The 15,725-nt window shown below is 61.5% G+C and carries 13 protein-coding genes and 1 pseudogene; 6 read left to right on the top strand and 8 right to left on the bottom strand.

The window, feature by feature from the left end; genetic code table 11:
• Positions 1–89 precede the first annotated feature (89 nt).
• The 4 genes from ACJJVH_RS25345 to ACJJVH_RS25330 all read left to right on the top strand — a co-directional run bounded on the left by ACJJVH_RS25345 (position 90) and on the right by ACJJVH_RS25330 (position 2,512).
• Positions 90–269: a CsbD family protein gene (locus ACJJVH_RS25345; RefSeq protein WP_112798579.1), complete on the top strand. Its 180-nt coding sequence runs from the start codon at positions 90–92 to the stop codon at positions 267–269.
• Between the two features lie 40 nt (positions 270–309).
• Complete coding sequence (locus ACJJVH_RS25340) at positions 310–645, top strand: BON domain-containing protein (protein WP_112798577.1); 336 nt, start codon at positions 310–312, stop codon at positions 643–645.
• Positions 642–1,160, top strand: a complete 519-nt coding sequence (locus ACJJVH_RS25335) for a DUF992 domain-containing protein (RefSeq protein WP_113357773.1) — start codon at positions 642–644, stop codon at positions 1,158–1,160. Before ACJJVH_RS25340 ends, ACJJVH_RS25335 begins: the two co-directional genes overlap by 4 nt.
• Before the next feature lie 326 nt (positions 1,161–1,486).
• Entirely contained in the window at positions 1,487–2,512 is a 1,026-nt protein-coding gene (locus ACJJVH_RS25330) for an acyltransferase family protein (RefSeq protein WP_412065470.1), read from the top strand.
• A gap of 44 nt (positions 2,513–2,556) precedes the next feature.
• Here the strand turns inward: ACJJVH_RS25330 and katG are convergent, their stop codons facing one another.
• On the bottom strand, positions 2,557–4,755 hold the full coding sequence (gene katG / locus ACJJVH_RS25325) for a catalase/peroxidase HPI (protein WP_112798571.1): 2,199 nt from the start codon (positions 4,753–4,755) through the stop codon (positions 2,557–2,559).
• A gap of 341 nt (positions 4,756–5,096) precedes the next feature.
• Here katG and ACJJVH_RS25320 point away from each other — a divergent pair, with 341 nt between their 5' ends.
• Positions 5,097–6,119 (top strand): LysR substrate-binding domain-containing protein, encoded by a 1,023-nt coding sequence (locus tag ACJJVH_RS25320; protein WP_113452000.1) that lies wholly within the window; start codon positions 5,097–5,099, stop codon positions 6,117–6,119.
• Between the two features lie 613 nt (positions 6,120–6,732).
• Here the strand turns inward: ACJJVH_RS25320 and ACJJVH_RS25315 are convergent.
• The 5 genes and pseudogenes from ACJJVH_RS25315 to ACJJVH_RS25295 form a co-directional block, all read right to left on the bottom strand.
• Positions 6,733–7,914, bottom strand: a complete 1,182-nt coding sequence (locus ACJJVH_RS25315) for a M20 aminoacylase family protein (RefSeq protein WP_412065469.1) — start codon at positions 7,912–7,914, stop codon at positions 6,733–6,735.
• Positions 7,915–7,989: 75 nt separating this feature from the next.
• Positions 7,990–8,778 carry an amino acid ABC transporter ATP-binding protein gene (locus tag ACJJVH_RS25310; protein ID WP_113394198.1) on the bottom strand — a complete coding sequence of 263 codons (789 nt, stop codon included), beginning with the start codon at positions 8,776–8,778 and terminating at the stop codon, positions 7,990–7,992.
• Positions 8,775–9,727 (bottom strand): annotated as a pseudogene (locus tag ACJJVH_RS25305) (amino acid ABC transporter permease). The gene ACJJVH_RS25310 and the pseudogene ACJJVH_RS25305 overlap by 4 nt, the downstream one beginning before the upstream one ends.
• Complete coding sequence (locus tag ACJJVH_RS25300) at positions 9,724–10,617, bottom strand: ABC transporter substrate-binding protein (RefSeq protein WP_412065468.1); 894 nt, start codon at positions 10,615–10,617, stop codon at positions 9,724–9,726. The pseudogene ACJJVH_RS25305 and the gene ACJJVH_RS25300 overlap by 4 nt, the downstream one beginning before the upstream one ends.
• Before the next feature lie 45 nt (positions 10,618–10,662).
• Positions 10,663–11,640 carry a nitrate ABC transporter substrate-binding protein gene (locus ACJJVH_RS25295; protein WP_412065467.1) on the bottom strand — a complete coding sequence of 326 codons (978 nt, stop codon included), beginning with the start codon at positions 11,638–11,640 and terminating at the stop codon, positions 10,663–10,665.
• 100 nt (positions 11,641–11,740) lie between these two features.
• Between ACJJVH_RS25295 and ACJJVH_RS25290 the strand changes: the two genes are divergently transcribed.
• On the top strand, positions 11,741–13,069 hold the full coding sequence (locus ACJJVH_RS25290; protein ID WP_113357766.1) for a PLP-dependent aminotransferase family protein: 1,329 nt from the start codon (positions 11,741–11,743) through the stop codon (positions 13,067–13,069).
• A 195-nt stretch (positions 13,070–13,264) separates the two neighbouring features.
• Here the strand turns inward: ACJJVH_RS25290 and ACJJVH_RS25285 are convergent, their stop codons facing one another.
• The gene (locus ACJJVH_RS25285; RefSeq protein WP_412065466.1) at positions 13,265–14,080 is read right to left on the bottom strand and encodes a galactosyl transferase; all 816 of its coding nucleotides are present in this window, start codon (positions 14,078–14,080) and stop codon (positions 13,265–13,267) included.
• 81 nt (positions 14,081–14,161) lie between these two features.
• The gene (locus ACJJVH_RS25280) at positions 14,162–15,652 is read right to left on the bottom strand and encodes a lipopolysaccharide biosynthesis protein (RefSeq protein ID WP_412065465.1); all 1,491 of its coding nucleotides are present in this window, start codon (positions 15,650–15,652) and stop codon (positions 14,162–14,164) included.
• Positions 15,653–15,725 lie beyond the last annotated feature (73 nt).

The raw sequence follows: 15,725 nt of genomic DNA, 5'->3' as shown, positions 1-15,725 counted from the left end.
AAGCACATGCATTGCCGCCCTACTTCATTGTTCATGGCCTCGGTCGATGACTGGCGCCTCCTCTTTTGAAAAGCTCAGGGAGATAAGACATGGACAAGAATCGCGTCAAAGGCGCAGTCAAGGAAGCAAGTGGCTCCATCAAGGAGGCCGCCGGAAAGCTGACCGGCAATGACAAGCTCAGGGTCGAGGGAGCTGTGGAAAAGGCCGAAGGCAAGATCCAGTCGCAAATCGGCAAGGCCACGGACGCCATCAGGAAGACGCTTCGCTGACGCCGCAAGGCGCGCGAACTTTGCTAGTCGAGGCTTTCCGATGCTCTTCCTGGCCAAGCTGTCATCGCTGACGACATCATCGAATAGCTGCGCCACCTGCGCGGCGATCCGATGCCTGATTGCCTATGCCGACGGGCTCGCGGATTGCCGCATCGACGCTGCGGTCGCGGAAGGCGCGATCCTGCTGACGGGGACCGCGCCGAACGACCAGGCACGCCAGCGAGCCATCGAGATCGCCGGTGAGTATGCCGGGACCCGTATCATCAGCAACATCGTGATCCAGGCCGATATCGAGCTGTCCACCCAGCCCGAAAACGGTCCGTCGAGCTCAACTGCGCCGACAGTGGCGCTCAAACCGCCGAAGGAGACGTCATGAAAAAGACCATCGTTGCAGCCGCGGCCATCGCCATGGCTTTCGGTTCTGTGGCTTCCGCCGCCAGCACCCATCATCATCCCAAGAAGCAGTCGGCGCAGGTCGCCTCCGAGCCCAAGCAGCGTCTCGGAACGCTTTCCTGCGAAGTTGCCGGCGGCGTGGGCATGATCATCGGTTCCAACAAGCAGGTCAGCTGCACTTTCAAGCAGCGGACCGGCAGGATCGAGCGCTATACGGGGACGATCGGCAAGCTCGGCATCGACATCGGCGTTACCCGCAAGACCTATCTGAGCTGGGTCGTCATCAATACCGCGCCGACCCGTGTCGGTGACGGCGCCCTGGCCGGCACCTATGTTGGTGCTTCCGCGGGTGCTTCCGTCGGTCTTGGCCTCGGAGCCAACGCGCTCGTTGGCGGTAACGCCAAGAATTTCGCCCTTCAGCCGCTGAGCGCGGAAGCAGGAACCGGCCTGAATGTCGCGGCCGGCGTTTCGCGCCTGCAGTTGCGCCCAGCCGGCTGACGCGACGTGAAGGCGGCGGCATAGCCGCGCTTTAGGCGTGCCGTCGCGGCGTGAGCCGGATGTTTCCGGCCAGCAAATGCGCCGCCCGCACCCGCAGGGGTGGGCGGTATGGAGTTGCGTCTGAAGCAATTGCCCTGTCACCGATCATCGGCTCCACAGCGGGGCTTTTCCCGGCATTGCTTCGGGTGAGGCCTGTCCAACATTTAAGAAGACGAACGATGATCAGCTGTGCGGTCTTCTGCCTCTCTTGATTGCATTAGCTATCGTTTTTATTAACGCATACATCCTAAAATGGTGGCCGTGGGGAAATACACCAATGGTCATCAATGTCGGAAACTGAAAAGCAAGCTCGTATTCCTGCCCTGGACGGTTGGCGGGGAGTAGCCGTCCTGCTGGTTCTTATGGGGCATTTCGGTGGAGATCGCCACCTTCCGCATCTCGGATCGGCCGGTGTCGATCTCTTTTTTGTTCTCTCCGGCCGCCTGATGGCTGATATCCTCTTCGTGAGGAGGATGCCTCTCGGCACTTTCTTCTTCCGCCGCTTCAGCCGCGTCTATCCGGCGTTGTTCGTATTCGTTTTGGTCAATGCGGCCATTTTCTCGCTGACGCCGCTGGCTCCCGGCGCCGTGGGCGTAATCTCGGCGCTTTCCTTCACATTGAATTACGTGATCATCGAAAGCCGTAGCTTCATACCGATATTCGATCACATCTGGTCATTGTGTGTGGAGGAGCACAGCTACGTTTTGCTTGGCCTGCTGGCTTTGCTGCTTCGTGGTGCCGCCAACAGGTTCATTGGATTTATAAGCCTGGCTTTGGGGGCTGCCGCGCTTGCCTATGGGATCTTGCAATATGACGTCTATGGAGAGAATCCATTCATCGTCTTTTGGCCGACGCATGCGGCAGCCGCGCCGATATTGATTTCAGCCACGTTCTTCCTGCTGATCGGTCGATATCGCGATTGGCCGGCTATGGAATGGCTGGTGCCTTTGGCGTTTTTCTGTGGTCTGACGGCGCGGCTGGCCGGCGATGCCGCCTGGTTGTTCTTCGGTGTAAAAACATTGCTGCTGGCGATCGCCGTCAACGCAATCGAGCGCGCCACCTATTTCTCCAGAATGCTGTTCGAGGGGAGCATTATCCGGCAAATCGGGCGGATGTCGTTTTCAATTTATTTATGGCAACAGCCATTTTACATCCTGGCCCAGCAAGGTTGGCTGCCATTGCCTGCCGCACTGGCTTTGGGACTCAGCCTTGCGGTGCCGAGCTATTATCTGGTCGAGCGACCGACCCGCGCAGGATTGAATGCGTGGCTGGATAGAGGCAAACGGCAAGGCGTCCTGTTGAAGGTCGGCTGAACCGGACGCGACCGAAACAGGTCGCGTCCGATGTCTTTAGAATATCAAGCGATGTCGAAGCGGTCTGCGTTCATCACCTTGGTCCAGGCGGCGACGAAGTCGTTGACGAACTTCTGGCCGGCGTCGGCCTGGCCGTAGACTTCGGCGATCGCGCGCAGCTGCGAGTTGGACCCGAAGACGAGGTCGAAGCGTGTCGCCGTCCATTTGACCTCGCCGGTTGCGCGGTCGCGCCCTTCGAACACGTCCTTCGCATCCGAAACAGCCTTCCACTCCGTAGCCATGTCGAGCAGGTTCACGAAGAAGTCGTTGGTCAGTGTTTCCGGACGCTTGGTGAAGACGCCGTGCTGGGTCTGGCCGACATTGGCGTTCAGCGCACGCAGGCCGCCGATGAGGGCCGTCATTTCCGGCGCCGTCAACGTCAGCAACTGCGCCTTGTCGATCAGCAGCTCCTCGGAAGAGACGCTGTAGGCTCTCTTCTGATAGTTGCGGAAACCGTCGGCCATCGGCTCAAGGACGGCGAATGCTTCGACGTCGGTCTGTTCCTGCGACGCATCGGTGCGACCCGGAGCAAAGGGAACGATCACATCATGGCCCGCTTTCTTGGCAGCCTGTTCGATGCCGACCGAGCCGCCGAGAACGATGAGATCGGCAAGCGATACCTTCTTGCCGCCGGTCTGGGCGTCGTTGAACTTCTGCTGGATGCCTTCCAGTGTCTGCAGCACGGACGCGAGTTGAGCCGGCTGATTGGCCTCCCAGTCCTTCTGGGGAGCAAGGCGGATGCGGGCGCCATTGGCGCCACCGCGCTTGTCGGAGCCGCGGAAGGTGGACGCGGAAGCCCAGGCGGTCGAGACCAGCTGCGGAATGGTGAGGCCGGATGCCGCAATCTCGCCCTTGAGCGCAGCGATATCGTTGGCATCGATCGGCGCGTGATCCGCAGACGGGATCGGATCCTGCCAGATCAGCTCCTCAGCCGGAACTTCCGGGCCGAGATAGCGGGCGCGGGGTCCCATATCGCGATGGGTCAGCTTGAACCATGCGCGGGCGAAGGCATCGGCGAACTCGTCCGGATTTTCGAAGAAGCGCCGGGAGATCTTCTCGTAGGCGGGATCGAAGCGAAGGGCGAGATCCGTGGTCAGCATGGACGGTACATGACGCTTGGACTTGTCGTGCGCATCCGGGATCGAGTTGGCGCCAGCGCCATGCTTCGGGATCCATTGATGCGCGCCGGCCGGGCTCTTCGTCAGTTCCCAGTCGTAACCGAACAGGTTCCAGAAGAAGTTGTTGCTCCACTTGGTCGGCGTCGACGTCCAGGTGACTTCGAGGCCGCTGCCGATCGTGTCGCCGCCCTTGCCGGTGCGGAAGGTGCTCTTCCAGCCGAGGCCCTGCTCTTCGATGCCGGCTCCTTCCGGTTCGGGTCCGACGTTGGCTGCGTCACCCGCGCCGTGTGTCTTGCCGAAGGTGTGGCCGCCGGCGATGAGCGCGACGGTTTCCTCGTCGTTCATCGCCATGCGGGCGAAGGTTTCGCGGATATCGCGCGCCGCCGCGATCGGGTCCGGATTGCCGTTCGGGCCCTCCGGGTTGACGTAGATGAGGCCCATCTGCACGGCTGCCAGAGGATTTTCCAGATCGCGATCGCCGGTGTAGCGCTTGTCGCCGAGCCAGGTTTCTTCCGCGCCCCAGTAGATGTCCTCTTCCGGCTCCCAGACGTCCTCGCGGCCGCCGCCGAAGCCGAAGGTCTTGAAGCCCATGGATTCCAGCGCGCAATTGCCCGTGAGGATCAGCAGGTCGGCCCAGGAAATGCTGTTGCCGTATTTCTGCTTGATCGGCCAGAGCAGGCGGCGAGCCTTGTCGAGGTTGACGTTATCCGGCCAGCTGTTGAGCGGCGCGAAGCGCTGCGTGCCGGACGAGGCGCCCCCGCGGCCGTCGCCCGTGCGATAGGTGCCGGCGCTGTGCCAGGCCATGCGGATGAAGAGGGGGCCGTAATGACCGAAGTCGGCCGGCCACCAGTCCTGCGATTCGGTCATGAGGGCGAAGAGGTCCTTCTTCAGCGCCTCCAGATCGAGTTTCTTGAACTCTTCGGCATAGTTGAATGCCTTGCCCATCGGATTGGACAGGGCGGAATTCTGATGAAGAATCTTGAGATTGAGCTGGTTCGGCCACCAGTCGCGGTTCGAACGGGCCGAAACGCTCGTGTTTCCATGCGGAAACGGACACTTGCCGGCATTTTCGACTTTTGTATCCATAATAATTTTCTCCCTTACGATGTCTTGAATTGTGATGGCTGGAGGAAGGGCTCTGCAAGCCCTTCAGGAAATGATCCGATTGTATGATGGGCGTGACGGCGGCATGTCAAGCACATGAAATCTCTCGTTGTTCTGGCTTCGCGCGAAACGGATCGACGAGAGCGGGCGGCGCATGCCTCGCTTTCCCAAAGATCCGCGCATCGATGAATTGAGCGCTGTCGATGCTCCCGGCGGGAGCGGCGTGTGACAGGCGGCCGCATCTCATTTTTGCTGCTGCACTATAGCCAAGCCCATCCATTAATTTAAGTTGGATTTCCTGATTGATGCGATAAGATAAACTTATGACGAACTTCACCCTCAAGCAACTTCGCTATTTCGAGGCACTGGCCCGGCATGGCCACTTTGGGCGTGCCGCCGACGTATGCGCCATTTCGCAGCCTGCCTTGTCGATGCAGATCAAGGAATTGGAGGAACAGCTCGGCACCGACCTCTTCGAAAGAGGGGCGCGTCAGGTCCGGCTGACCAATTTCGGCGAGGCATTTGCTGTCCGGGTTCGTGATATCCTGCGCTCGGTCGACGAGCTCGGCGATCTTGCCCGCGCCTCACACAATCAACCTGTGGGCCGGCTGCGGATCGGCATCATCCCGACGGTCGCGCCCTATCTGCTGCCGAGCATCATCGGTAATCTGACGCGGATATATGACGGGCTTGATATCCATGTGCGCGAAACCTTGACGTCGAAGCTGGTCGAGGAACTGGAGGAGGGGCGCCTGGATACGGCCATCGTCGCCTTGCCCATCTCCGAGCCGTCCCTGACGGAGGTGCCGCTGTTCGCCGAGAATTTCGTATTGGTGCGGCCGGGCGAGGATGAGGGCAAGCCTGTACCCAACCGGGAGGCGCTTCGAGAGATGCGGTTGCTGCTGCTGGAAGAGGGGCATTGCTTCCGCGATCAGGCATTGTCCTTCTGCAACATACAGTCCGCGCTGCCGCGGGAGCTCATGGACGGCAGCTCGCTGTCGACGCTGGTGCAGATGGTCGGTGCCGGTATCGGCGTCACCCTGATACCGGAGATGGCCGTGGCTGTGGAAACCCGTTCCGCCTCGGTGTCGACCGTCCGCTTCCAAAGCCCGCAGCCCTCGCGAACGATCGGCATGATCTGGCGCAAGACGAGCCCCCTGGCCAAGCAGCTCCTGCAGATTTCCGAAGTGGTGCGTGAGGCCGCAGACGCAATGCGCGAGCAACACGACCTGATGTGGCGCGCGCAGGATCTGGAATTTGACGGCCGCTTAGCGCGGCCTGCGGCCAGCCGAACCGCTCGAAGCATCTCGCCCGGAACTGCCGACGGTGAGGCACCGGGCTCGTAGCCGGCGAAGCTCGGCATTAACGCTGCTCCAAACTTTTCCACAGCTGCGGATATTTCAAACGATTGAAAGTATTTTAATCGTTTAAATAGTTTAATGCGTTGATTTACAAAGAAACTCTTCCATGGCATGCCATCGTTGCATGACAATGGAGGTCGTGATGCGAGAATTTGAAAACGTAAGAAATGAAATTCCTACGTATGTGATTGACCGGCTGGAAAATGAATGGCGCGTAATGCAGGATCAGGGCTCCCAGCCGAAGACCGGGCTGCGGACGGACATCCCCGCAAGCGACAGGCCCGCAGCATCCGACAGCCTTGGGTCAGCCGACAAATAATCGTTTCCGGACTCCGGATCGTGCCGTTCCCCGGGCCATGATGCTCGAGCGACGGTTATCCCCGGTATCCCTCCCGTTTCCATCATCACCGAAAACGGACCAGCTCCTGCCCTTGGCCAGGGGCTGTCGTTCGTCGTGCGGGCTTGCTCCGAGGTTTCGTGGCCAGCCGGGGAAACGCGCGCGGCGGCTTTCCGTCCGGATTTGCGCAGAAACGGGATCGGGCGGTTCAAGCTTCCATGAAAAAGCGAAACCGCACTCCTCCCACGCAACCTGCTTTCATCAGGCGTCGAGATAGCGCTCAGTGAGCCGTGCCCACATGGCGGCACCGGCGGTAAGGCTTTCGTCGGCGAAATCATATTTGGCGCTGTGCAGGACCGCCGAATTGATGCCGTTACCGAGGCGCAGGAAGCTGCCGGGCCTGTGTTCCAGAAAATAGGAAAAGTCCTCGCTGCCTGGAATGAGGTTGCAGGTGCTGACCTTATCGGCACCGACCAGCTCTTCCGCCACCATGCGCGCGAATTCGGTTTCCTCTTGCGAATTGACGACGACCGGATAGCCGTGGATGTAATCGATATCGGCGCTGGCGCCATAGCCTTCCGCGACGGCGTGCGTCAGCTTGCGGATTCTCGTTTCGAGGAGTTCGCGTATCTTGGGGTCGAAGGAGCGAACGCTCAGCGCCATCCTGGCGCTTTCGGGGATGACGTTCGAGGCCTCGCCGGCGTGGATGGAGCCGACGGTGACGACGGCTGTCTGCGTCGGGTCGATGCTGCGGGAAACGATCGTCTGCAGGCTGACGACGAGATTGCAGGCGACGACGACGGGATCGATGGTCAGATGCGGACGCGAGGCGTGGCCGCCCTTGCCCGTGATGGTGATCTCGACCGTATCGGCTGCGGCCATCATCGGGCCGGAGCGCAACAGAAAGGCGCCTTCCTCCGCGCCCGGGTGATTGTGCAGGCCGAAAATGACATCGATGGGGAAACGCTCGAACAGGCCGTCCTTGATCATCGCCTGCGCGCCGCTGACCGCGCCTGCCTCTTCCGCAGGCTGGAAGATCAGGTTCACCGTGCCGTTGAAACGGCGCGTGCGGGCCAAATACTCAGCGGCGCCCAGCAGCATGGTCGTATGGCCGTCGTGACCGCAGGCATGCATCTTGCCCGGCGACTTGCTGGCATAGGCAGCCCCCGTCTGCTCGACGATCGGCAGGGCGTCCATGTCTGCGCGGATCGCGATGCTCTTCTTGCCGGGTCCGACCGTCATGCGGGCGACGACGCCATGACCGCCGACATTGCGCGTCACCTCGTAGCCCCAGCCTTCCAGCTTCTCAGCGACGAAACGCGCCGTTTCCGCTTCCTCGAAGGAAAGCTCGGGATTGGCGTGCAGGTGCCGGCGGATGCCGGTCAATTCGGCCCTCATCGGTTCGAAATCCGAAAGACGGGCGAAATCGTTGTCGAGGGTCATGGCTATTCCAATGGTTCGCTTGAGCCGCCATCCGCCATAGAGCGTGCAGGCTTCGCTGATGATGGGGCTGCCGCGCTAGATGAAGCGCGACAGGAAGCTTCTGGTGCGGGGATGCTGCGGATTGCCGATGACGTCCTCCGGTTTGCCCTGCTCGACGATCTTGCCGCCGTCCATGAAGACGACGCGGTCGGCAGCCTCGCGGGCAAAGCCGATCTCGTGGGTGACGACGATCATCGTCAGGCCCTGGCTGGCAAGATCGCGCATGGTGGCGAGCACCTCGCCGACCAGCTCGGGGTCGAGCGCCGATGTCGGCTCGTCGAACAGCATCAGCCTCGGCTTGATCGCCAGCGCTCTGGCGATCGCCACGCGCTGCTGCTGGCCGCCGGAGAGTTGCCGCGGGTAGTTGTCGGCCTTGGCCGACAGTCCGACGCGATCCAGCAAGGCAAGAGCGTTCTCCGTCGCCTGCTTCCGGCTTTCGCCGTGGATGCCGATGGGCGCCTCGATGACATTTTGCAGCGCCGTCATGTGCGGATAGAGATTGAACTGCTGGAAAACCATGCCGATCTTGCGCCGCTGCAGCGCGATCGCGTGGTTGGACAGCTTTACCAGCCGGCCCTTGCTCAGCCGGTAGCCGATCTGCTCTCCATCCACCTCGATCGATCCGCGGTTGATCGATTCCAGGTGGTTGATGCAGCGCAGGAATGTCGACTTGCCGGAGCCGGAGGGCCCGAGGATGACGACGACTTCGCCCGGCGCCACGTCGAGATCGATGCCTTTCAGCACTTCGAGATTCTCGAAGGATTTGTGGACGTTGCGCGCCTGTACCAGCGGCGGCAGGGTGGCGGCATTCACTGGGGCGTTCATTGGCTCGCCTCCTGTGCCGGCACCAGCGCCGGCGTAGTGTCCTTTGCCGCCTTCGTCGCGCCGGAACGGCGGTCGGCGCGGTTATAATAGCGTTCGATGTAACCCTGGCCGATGTTCAGCACCGAGGTAATCAGCAGATACCAGATGACGGCGACGAGCAGCATCGGAATGACTTCGAAGGTGCGGTTGTAGATCGACTGCACGGAGTAGAGCAGGTCGGCCATGGCGATGACGCTGACGAGCGAGGTCGCCTTGATCATGCTGATGAGCTGGTTGCCTGTCGGCGGCACGATGGAGCGCATGGCCTGCGGAATGATGATGCGGCGCAGCGCGCGGATGCGCGTCATGCCGAAGGCTTCCGCCGTCTCGAACTGGCCCTTGTCGACCGAGAGCAGGCCGCCACGGATGATCTCGGCCATGTAGGCGGCTTCGTTGAGCGCCAGACCGGCGATCGCGGCCGTCATCGGGCTGATGACCGAATTCGTGTCCCAGCTGACGAAGGTCGGTCCGAAGGGAATGCCGATCGACAGCGTCGGGAAGAGCGTCGAGAGATTGTACCAGAAGATCAGCTGTACCAGCGCGGCGTGCCGCGGAAGAACCAGATGTAGAGCGAGGCGAGCGAGCTTGCCAGCGTATCCTTCGACAGGCGCGCGACCGCCAGAAGCAGGCCGAGCACGATGCCGAAGGCCATGGCGACGACGGTCAGGCCCAGAGAGACGTAGAGACCGTCGATGACGACGGGATCGAAGAAGTACTGGGCGACGACATGCCAGCCGAAGTTCTCGTTCCGGGCGATCGACCAGGCGAAATAGGCCGCGATCAGCAGCGTTACAACCCAGGCCGCGACGCGGCCCTTCGGGAACGGCGCATGGGCATTTGCCACATCGCGCCGCGCCGCGTCTGCACCGCCGCCTGCCGGCGATGCATTTTCTTTGGTAACGCCGGTCATTTGCCTGCCTGCGCGGCCAGGTTGATGCCCGGCTCCTTGATCATGTTGTTCTCGAGCCCCCATTTCTTCATGATGGCGGCATAGGTGCCGTTGTCGATCAATTCCTTGATCGCATCACGCAAGACTGGGCTGAGCGGCGAATTCTTCGGCAGCACGGCGCCCTGGAACAGGTCGTCGAAACCGTTCTTCTGGCCGACGCCTGCAAGTTCCAGCTGTCCGTTGGCCTGCGACACGAAATAGGTCAGCGGCGCCTGTGACGAGAAGAACGCGTCGGAACGCTTGGAGCGGACGGAAAGGATCGATGTCGGCTGGTCGGTGAAGGACTGGACCTGCAGCGCCGGCTTGCCGTCCTTCGTGCATTTTTCCGCCTGGGCCTTGATGACCTTCTCGGCCGATCCGCCCGCCATGACGGCGATGCGATGGCCGCACGCGGTATCGAGCGTGGTGATGCCCTTCGGGTTGCCCTTTTCGACAGCGAAGACGACGAATTCCTGCACGTAGTCGACGAAGTCATTGGCGCCTTCGCGCGAGGTGAAGTCGCCCACCGGGCCTTCGGCATATTGGAAACGGCCCGAATTGATGCCGCTGAGCAGGGCAGGCAGGCCGCCGACGGTCGCATGGGTGATCTCGACGCCAAGGATTTGCCCGATCGCCTTGGTTAATTCCGCACTCGCCCCTGTGACATCGGAGGCGCCGGTAACGATCTCGTAAGGCGGGAAGGAGCCGCTGTTGACGGAGACCATCTTGCCGGATGCGCGGATGTTTTCCGGCAACTTGGCGCGCAGCTGCTCATTGACCGAGAGTTTCGGCAGGCCAGCGTCTTCAGCGAAGGCCGGGCCCGAAATCATCAGGCATGCAGCAGCCATATAGGTTAGTTTTTTCAACGACATGCTCATTCCCCTTTTTGCTTTGCGTCCTTGAATTTCGGTTGATGCTCAGGGTGCGCTCGTCCGGCTGCCGTCGACATCGAGGGGAAACAGCTCCTCCGGCGTCATCAGGCGCGGCAGGATGCCCTGCACATGCAATTCCTCAGCGAAATCGGCGATCATCCTGCGATTGGCGGCAAAGCCGCTCGCATCCCACCCTTCCGGCAGCTCGGAGGCCGATTTCAGCAGCTCGTCGAGCATGAAGGGCGTCGTGTCGGCATATTTGCGCCGCTTGCTCAGCCAGACGCGCTGCGATTCATCGAGCAGTGCGCTCAGCTCCGCCATCACCCAGGGATGCTCCGCGACGAATTCCGCCTTCAATCCGATCAGGTGCATACCCGGTACATAGCCCACTTCGGCAAAATAGCGATGCTCTGCGGCGCGGAAATCCGGCAGAAGCTGGCGGAAGCCGGAATTGCCGGCGAAATAGCCGTCCGGCATGAAAGGGGTGAAAATCGCATCGAGCCGGCCTTCCTTCAGCAGCTCCATCATCGGCCTTTCGCCGGGTGCCGCTTCGATGCGGCCGGGGCGGCCGAAGCCGTCGAGGCGGTCGGTGATCGGATGCGCTTCGGTCAGGCGGCCGGCATACCACATGGCGTCCTCGACGCCGACGCCTTCGCGCCGGAGGGCAGCGCGCGTCCAGGTATTGCCGGAATCACGCCAGCCGGTGACGCCGATGCGCTTGCCGGCCAGCTCGGCGAAGGTGGTGATCGGGTTGTCCTTGGTGGTGATGACGCAGCGATGGCGGAAGCCCCGCATGATGAAGTTCGGCATGCCGACCACGCTGTCGTCACCGTCGATGCGCATCTGCGTGTAGCGGCTGAAGGAGGTTTCCGCGGCATCGTAGGCGTCGCTCTTGCCGACATGCGGGATCAGCGTGCCGACCCGGTCCACCTTGATGTCGAGTTTCGGGGAGGAGACATCGCCGAGGACCAATGGCGTGATGTAGTCCCAGTCGCGAAGGGCAAGGCGGAGAGTAAGGGGCATGAAATTCACTCGCGGGAAAACTTGTTTTCCAAGTGATTAAATGTTCAATATGGGTCGATCAAATGTTATTACGTTATTGAACATTAAAAATGGCGGATAAATGAGCGACGTGCGGGATGCGAACTGGTTTGCCGAAAAACTGAGCGATCGGACGATTCGCGGCATCGCATTGGAGACGAGCGCACTCATCCGCGCCGGTGCGCTTCCGGTCGGCACCAAATTGCCGCCCATCCGCGATCTTGCCTTCGCCCTCGGCATCAGCCCGGCGACCCTGTCGGAAGCCTGGAGCGAGCTCAGGCGCCAGAAGATCATCAGCGGGCGAGGCCGGAACGGCACATGGGTCAGCGGCGATCGCTTCGTCGCCAAGCCTGCGCGGCTCGCGAGCGTCGGGGATTATGGCTATGACGCGCTGAACCTGACGGCAGCCGTTCCCGACGTGCAGCTGCTGCCGAAGCTGGAGGCTGCGATGGCCTATGGCGCGTCGGCCGAAAATCTCAACAGCTACGAGCGCAGCCGCATCCTGCCGGAGTTGGAGGCGGAAGTCAGGAAGACATGGCCCTACGAGCCGGAGGCGTTCCTTGCGACCAATGGCGGCTACAATGCCGTCTATACGCTGATCAATGCCCTGGTCATGCCCGGAGCGCCCGTCGCGATAGAGGATCCGACCGGCATGCGTCTTCTGGATATTCTGGAGGATCGCGGCGCGCGGATCATTCCGGTGAGATGCGATGACGAAGGCCCGCTGCCGTCTTCACTGGAAGAGGCGCTGAAATACCGCCCTGTCGCCTTCATCTTCCAGCCGCGCATCCATTCCGTCACCGGCCAGAGCGTGAGCCCGGCACGCATGGCGAGCATGGCCGAGATCCTTAGGGACAAGGATACGCTCATCGTGGAGGACGACGGCGTCGCCGATATCTCGACGGCGCCGCGACATTCGATGGGACATCTCTATCCCGACCGGGTCATCCATATCCTTTCCTATTCGAAGACGCACGGACCGGATCTGAGGCTGGCGGTCCTTTCGAGCTCGCGGGCAATCGTCGACCAGATCCAGTCCTATCGCAGCTTCAGCGCCGGCTGGACGAGCCGAATTCTGCAGGCTGCCGCCGCCTGGTTGCTGCGCGATCCGGCGACGGCGGCATGCCTCGATCATGCCCGGCAGACCTATGGAGAACGTCGGGCCGGCCTGATCCGCGCTCTCGGCGAACGCGGCGTGGATGCGCTGCACGGCGGCGGGCTGTGCGCCTGGATACCCGTATCGTCGGAACCCTTTGCGGTGGTGACGCTTGCGGCGCGGGGCATCGCCGTGCATCCCGGCGCCAAGTTTTCGATCCTGCCCAGCAGTCATCTGCGCGTCGCTACGGCCAAGCTCTCGGAACGGCTTGAAGAGGTTGCGGACGCCATTGCGCTTGCAGCCGTCCACACCTGATGCTGCCGGCCGGAGCGGTTCCTCGCTTCACGGAATCGATGACCGTTCCATCTTTTTTGTCTTTTACGCGATTCCGGACGGAAAACCGCTGCGCACTTTTCCTGGAGTTGCTCTGCCCTCGCTGGCTTACCTCGGCGCTTTTGAGGGCGTCGGCCGGCGTTGCTGGAGACCTTGTTGGCAGAGGAATGGCGTCCGCTACCCGGCGGCACGCGCGCCGAAGAACTCGTTTCTGAGATTGCGGTCGAGCGGGCGCACGCGCGAAAGGTTGCCCAGAAGCTGGCGGGGATGGGTCAGCACCGACCGGTTCAGGAAATGGGTCCGCAACAGATTGGATGACTTGCTGTGGGCGCCGCTGTGCCCGACGCGGTAGATGGCGCCTCGGAAGGGAAGCGATCCGAGCGGGGAGCCGGCCTCGGAAAGCAGCTTGCCGATGCGAACATGGCTGCCGAGCATGGATTTGATGTAATCGGTTTCCGCCTGCTCGAAGGTTGGGGGCAGCCGGTAGAGATCGGACCGGATGATCAGCGACGTACCGCAAAAATTGGCGAAATCGTTATGATGCAGCAGCAGCCGGCCGCCTTCGCTCCAGAGGTAGCCGCGGTCGATCTTCCAGCCGTTGGCATCGCTGTTTCGGGCGGCGAAATCGACAATATTGGCGCTGACGAAATCGTCGTCGTCGACGATCATGAAGAAGCGCGTGTCGCGCGCGGAAAGCATGCCCGTCAGAATCCGGCGGCCTTTGTCCAGACGCACGGCTTCATAGACCTGTTCGCGCTCGGCGCTATGCAGATCATACAGCGGATTGGGCGGGAACGTCACGCGCTCGGCCGAGAAATTCGGCGGCAGGTCAGGCAGATCGGCCCCTTCATTGGCGACGATGACGCCGCGCCAGTTGCCGTTGGACTGCCCGGAAATCGAGGCGATGGTTTGCGCCAGCCGTCTTTTCAGCGAAGGCCAGTCATTGGAATTGGCCTGATGGCGGACGGGAATGATGAACGTAACCAGTGTCATGATGCGCCTTTCTGACATTCGGCGTTGTTTTCGCGGCGGCCGGGACCTGCGCTCCTCCGCGCGCCCTGTTCACGACGGCTGCTACTGCGCCTTTGCGCGTCGGCCTTGCAGCGTCGTCCGCACGAGGAAGAGAACCCTTTCCCTGCACAGAAGCAGGATGAGGGCCGAATAGGTGATGCCGCCGACCAGGATGTCGCAGACGAGACGTGCAGCCTGCGGCCAGTCGCTCAAGGCCGAGGATGTCGCCAGCACCGCGACCAGCATCCCCAGATAGGCTGCGATCGGGCGCAGGAACTGGCCGAAATATTCCGGAATGCTGAGGCCGATCAATCGGGAGACCATCCACAGCGTCGCCGGCCACAGCATCAGCACTTCGATCATCAGCGCGAACACGATGATCGTGACGCCATATTGATAGAGCAGCAGCACCGTCAGGATCGTGACGATGTTGCGCACCAGCTGATAGTAGAACCACCAGTCGGACTTGCCCTGGCTCGTGATCAGGGAGGCCTGGATGACGCCGATCCCGGCCATCAGGCCGATCACGCAGAAGAAGCGAACCGGCCAGATGGCGGCCGCCCAATGCGGTCCGAAGATCAGCGGAATGGCGTCGTCGGCGACGGCGGCAAGCCCCATGAAAGCCGGGAAAGACACAAGAGAGCAGCCGAAGGTCGCCATGAGGAAGGCTTCGCGCACCTTGTTCTGGTCGTGCTGTAGGGAAGATAGCAGCACATGGCTGACCGATGTCAGGCCGCCCGCCACCACATTGTTGAGCATCTCGTAGAGCCGGCGGGCGAAATTGTAGATACCGAGAGCGGCCGGACTGACCAGCGTGCCGATGATCAGCTGGTCGAGATTCATCGTCTGCAGGAAGCGGTTGCCCGAGGCGAAGATGCCGTAGTGCAAAAGCTCTCGCAGGCTTGCGAGCTTGATGCGGAAGCCCGGCAGCCACCCGGCTCCCCAGAAGGCGGCGATGCAGGCCGCCGCCGGCGCGGCGATCTGGGCGATCGCCAGCGCCCACAGGCCGAAACCGGCGAAAATCAGCGAAAGGCAAATGGCCGCCGAGACGCAGGTGGCGATCGCGGTGCGGGCTGCTGCGAGATGAAAGGACATCGTCCGGCCGATCAGGGCGTTGGGCACGATGATCATCATGTCGAAGAAGATTTTCAGTCCGATGATCGTCAACAGGCTGACGATTTCGTCATGACCCACCCAATGGGCAAGGAATGGCGAAAGCAGAAACAGCGCGGCGTAAAGGATGGCCGCACAGGAAAAGGACAGCCAGAAAACCGTATCGAGATGGCTGCGGCGGATCGACTTCTGCTGGATCAGCGCTTCGCCGAAGGCCGTGGGGCCGAAGCCGGCGGTAAAGCTGACGATGGCGAAGGCGAGAGCCACCAGGCCGAAATCCTGCGGCAGAAGAAAGCGGGATGTGACCACGAAGACCAGACTGTTGAGCGCCGTTGGGATCAGCGTATCCAGCGCCGACCAGAAGGCACCCCGCAGGGCGGCCCGAGACCGGTTTTCGCTCAGATGTTCAAAGACGATTTCATCCGCTTCGGAAGCCAGCAAACGTATACCTCGCCGTCCAGAGCGTTTCCGCTTTTCTTCGAATCGCGAAACCGCTCTGTCCCTTTGTTTTGAC

Source organism: Rhizobium sp. SYY.PMSO, from assembly GCF_046840415.1.
Classification (GTDB): Bacteria; Pseudomonadota; Alphaproteobacteria; order Rhizobiales; family Rhizobiaceae; genus Rhizobium.
The sequence above is the reverse complement of the archived record's forward strand: the minus strand, read 5'-3'. Positions and strand labels throughout refer to the sequence as shown.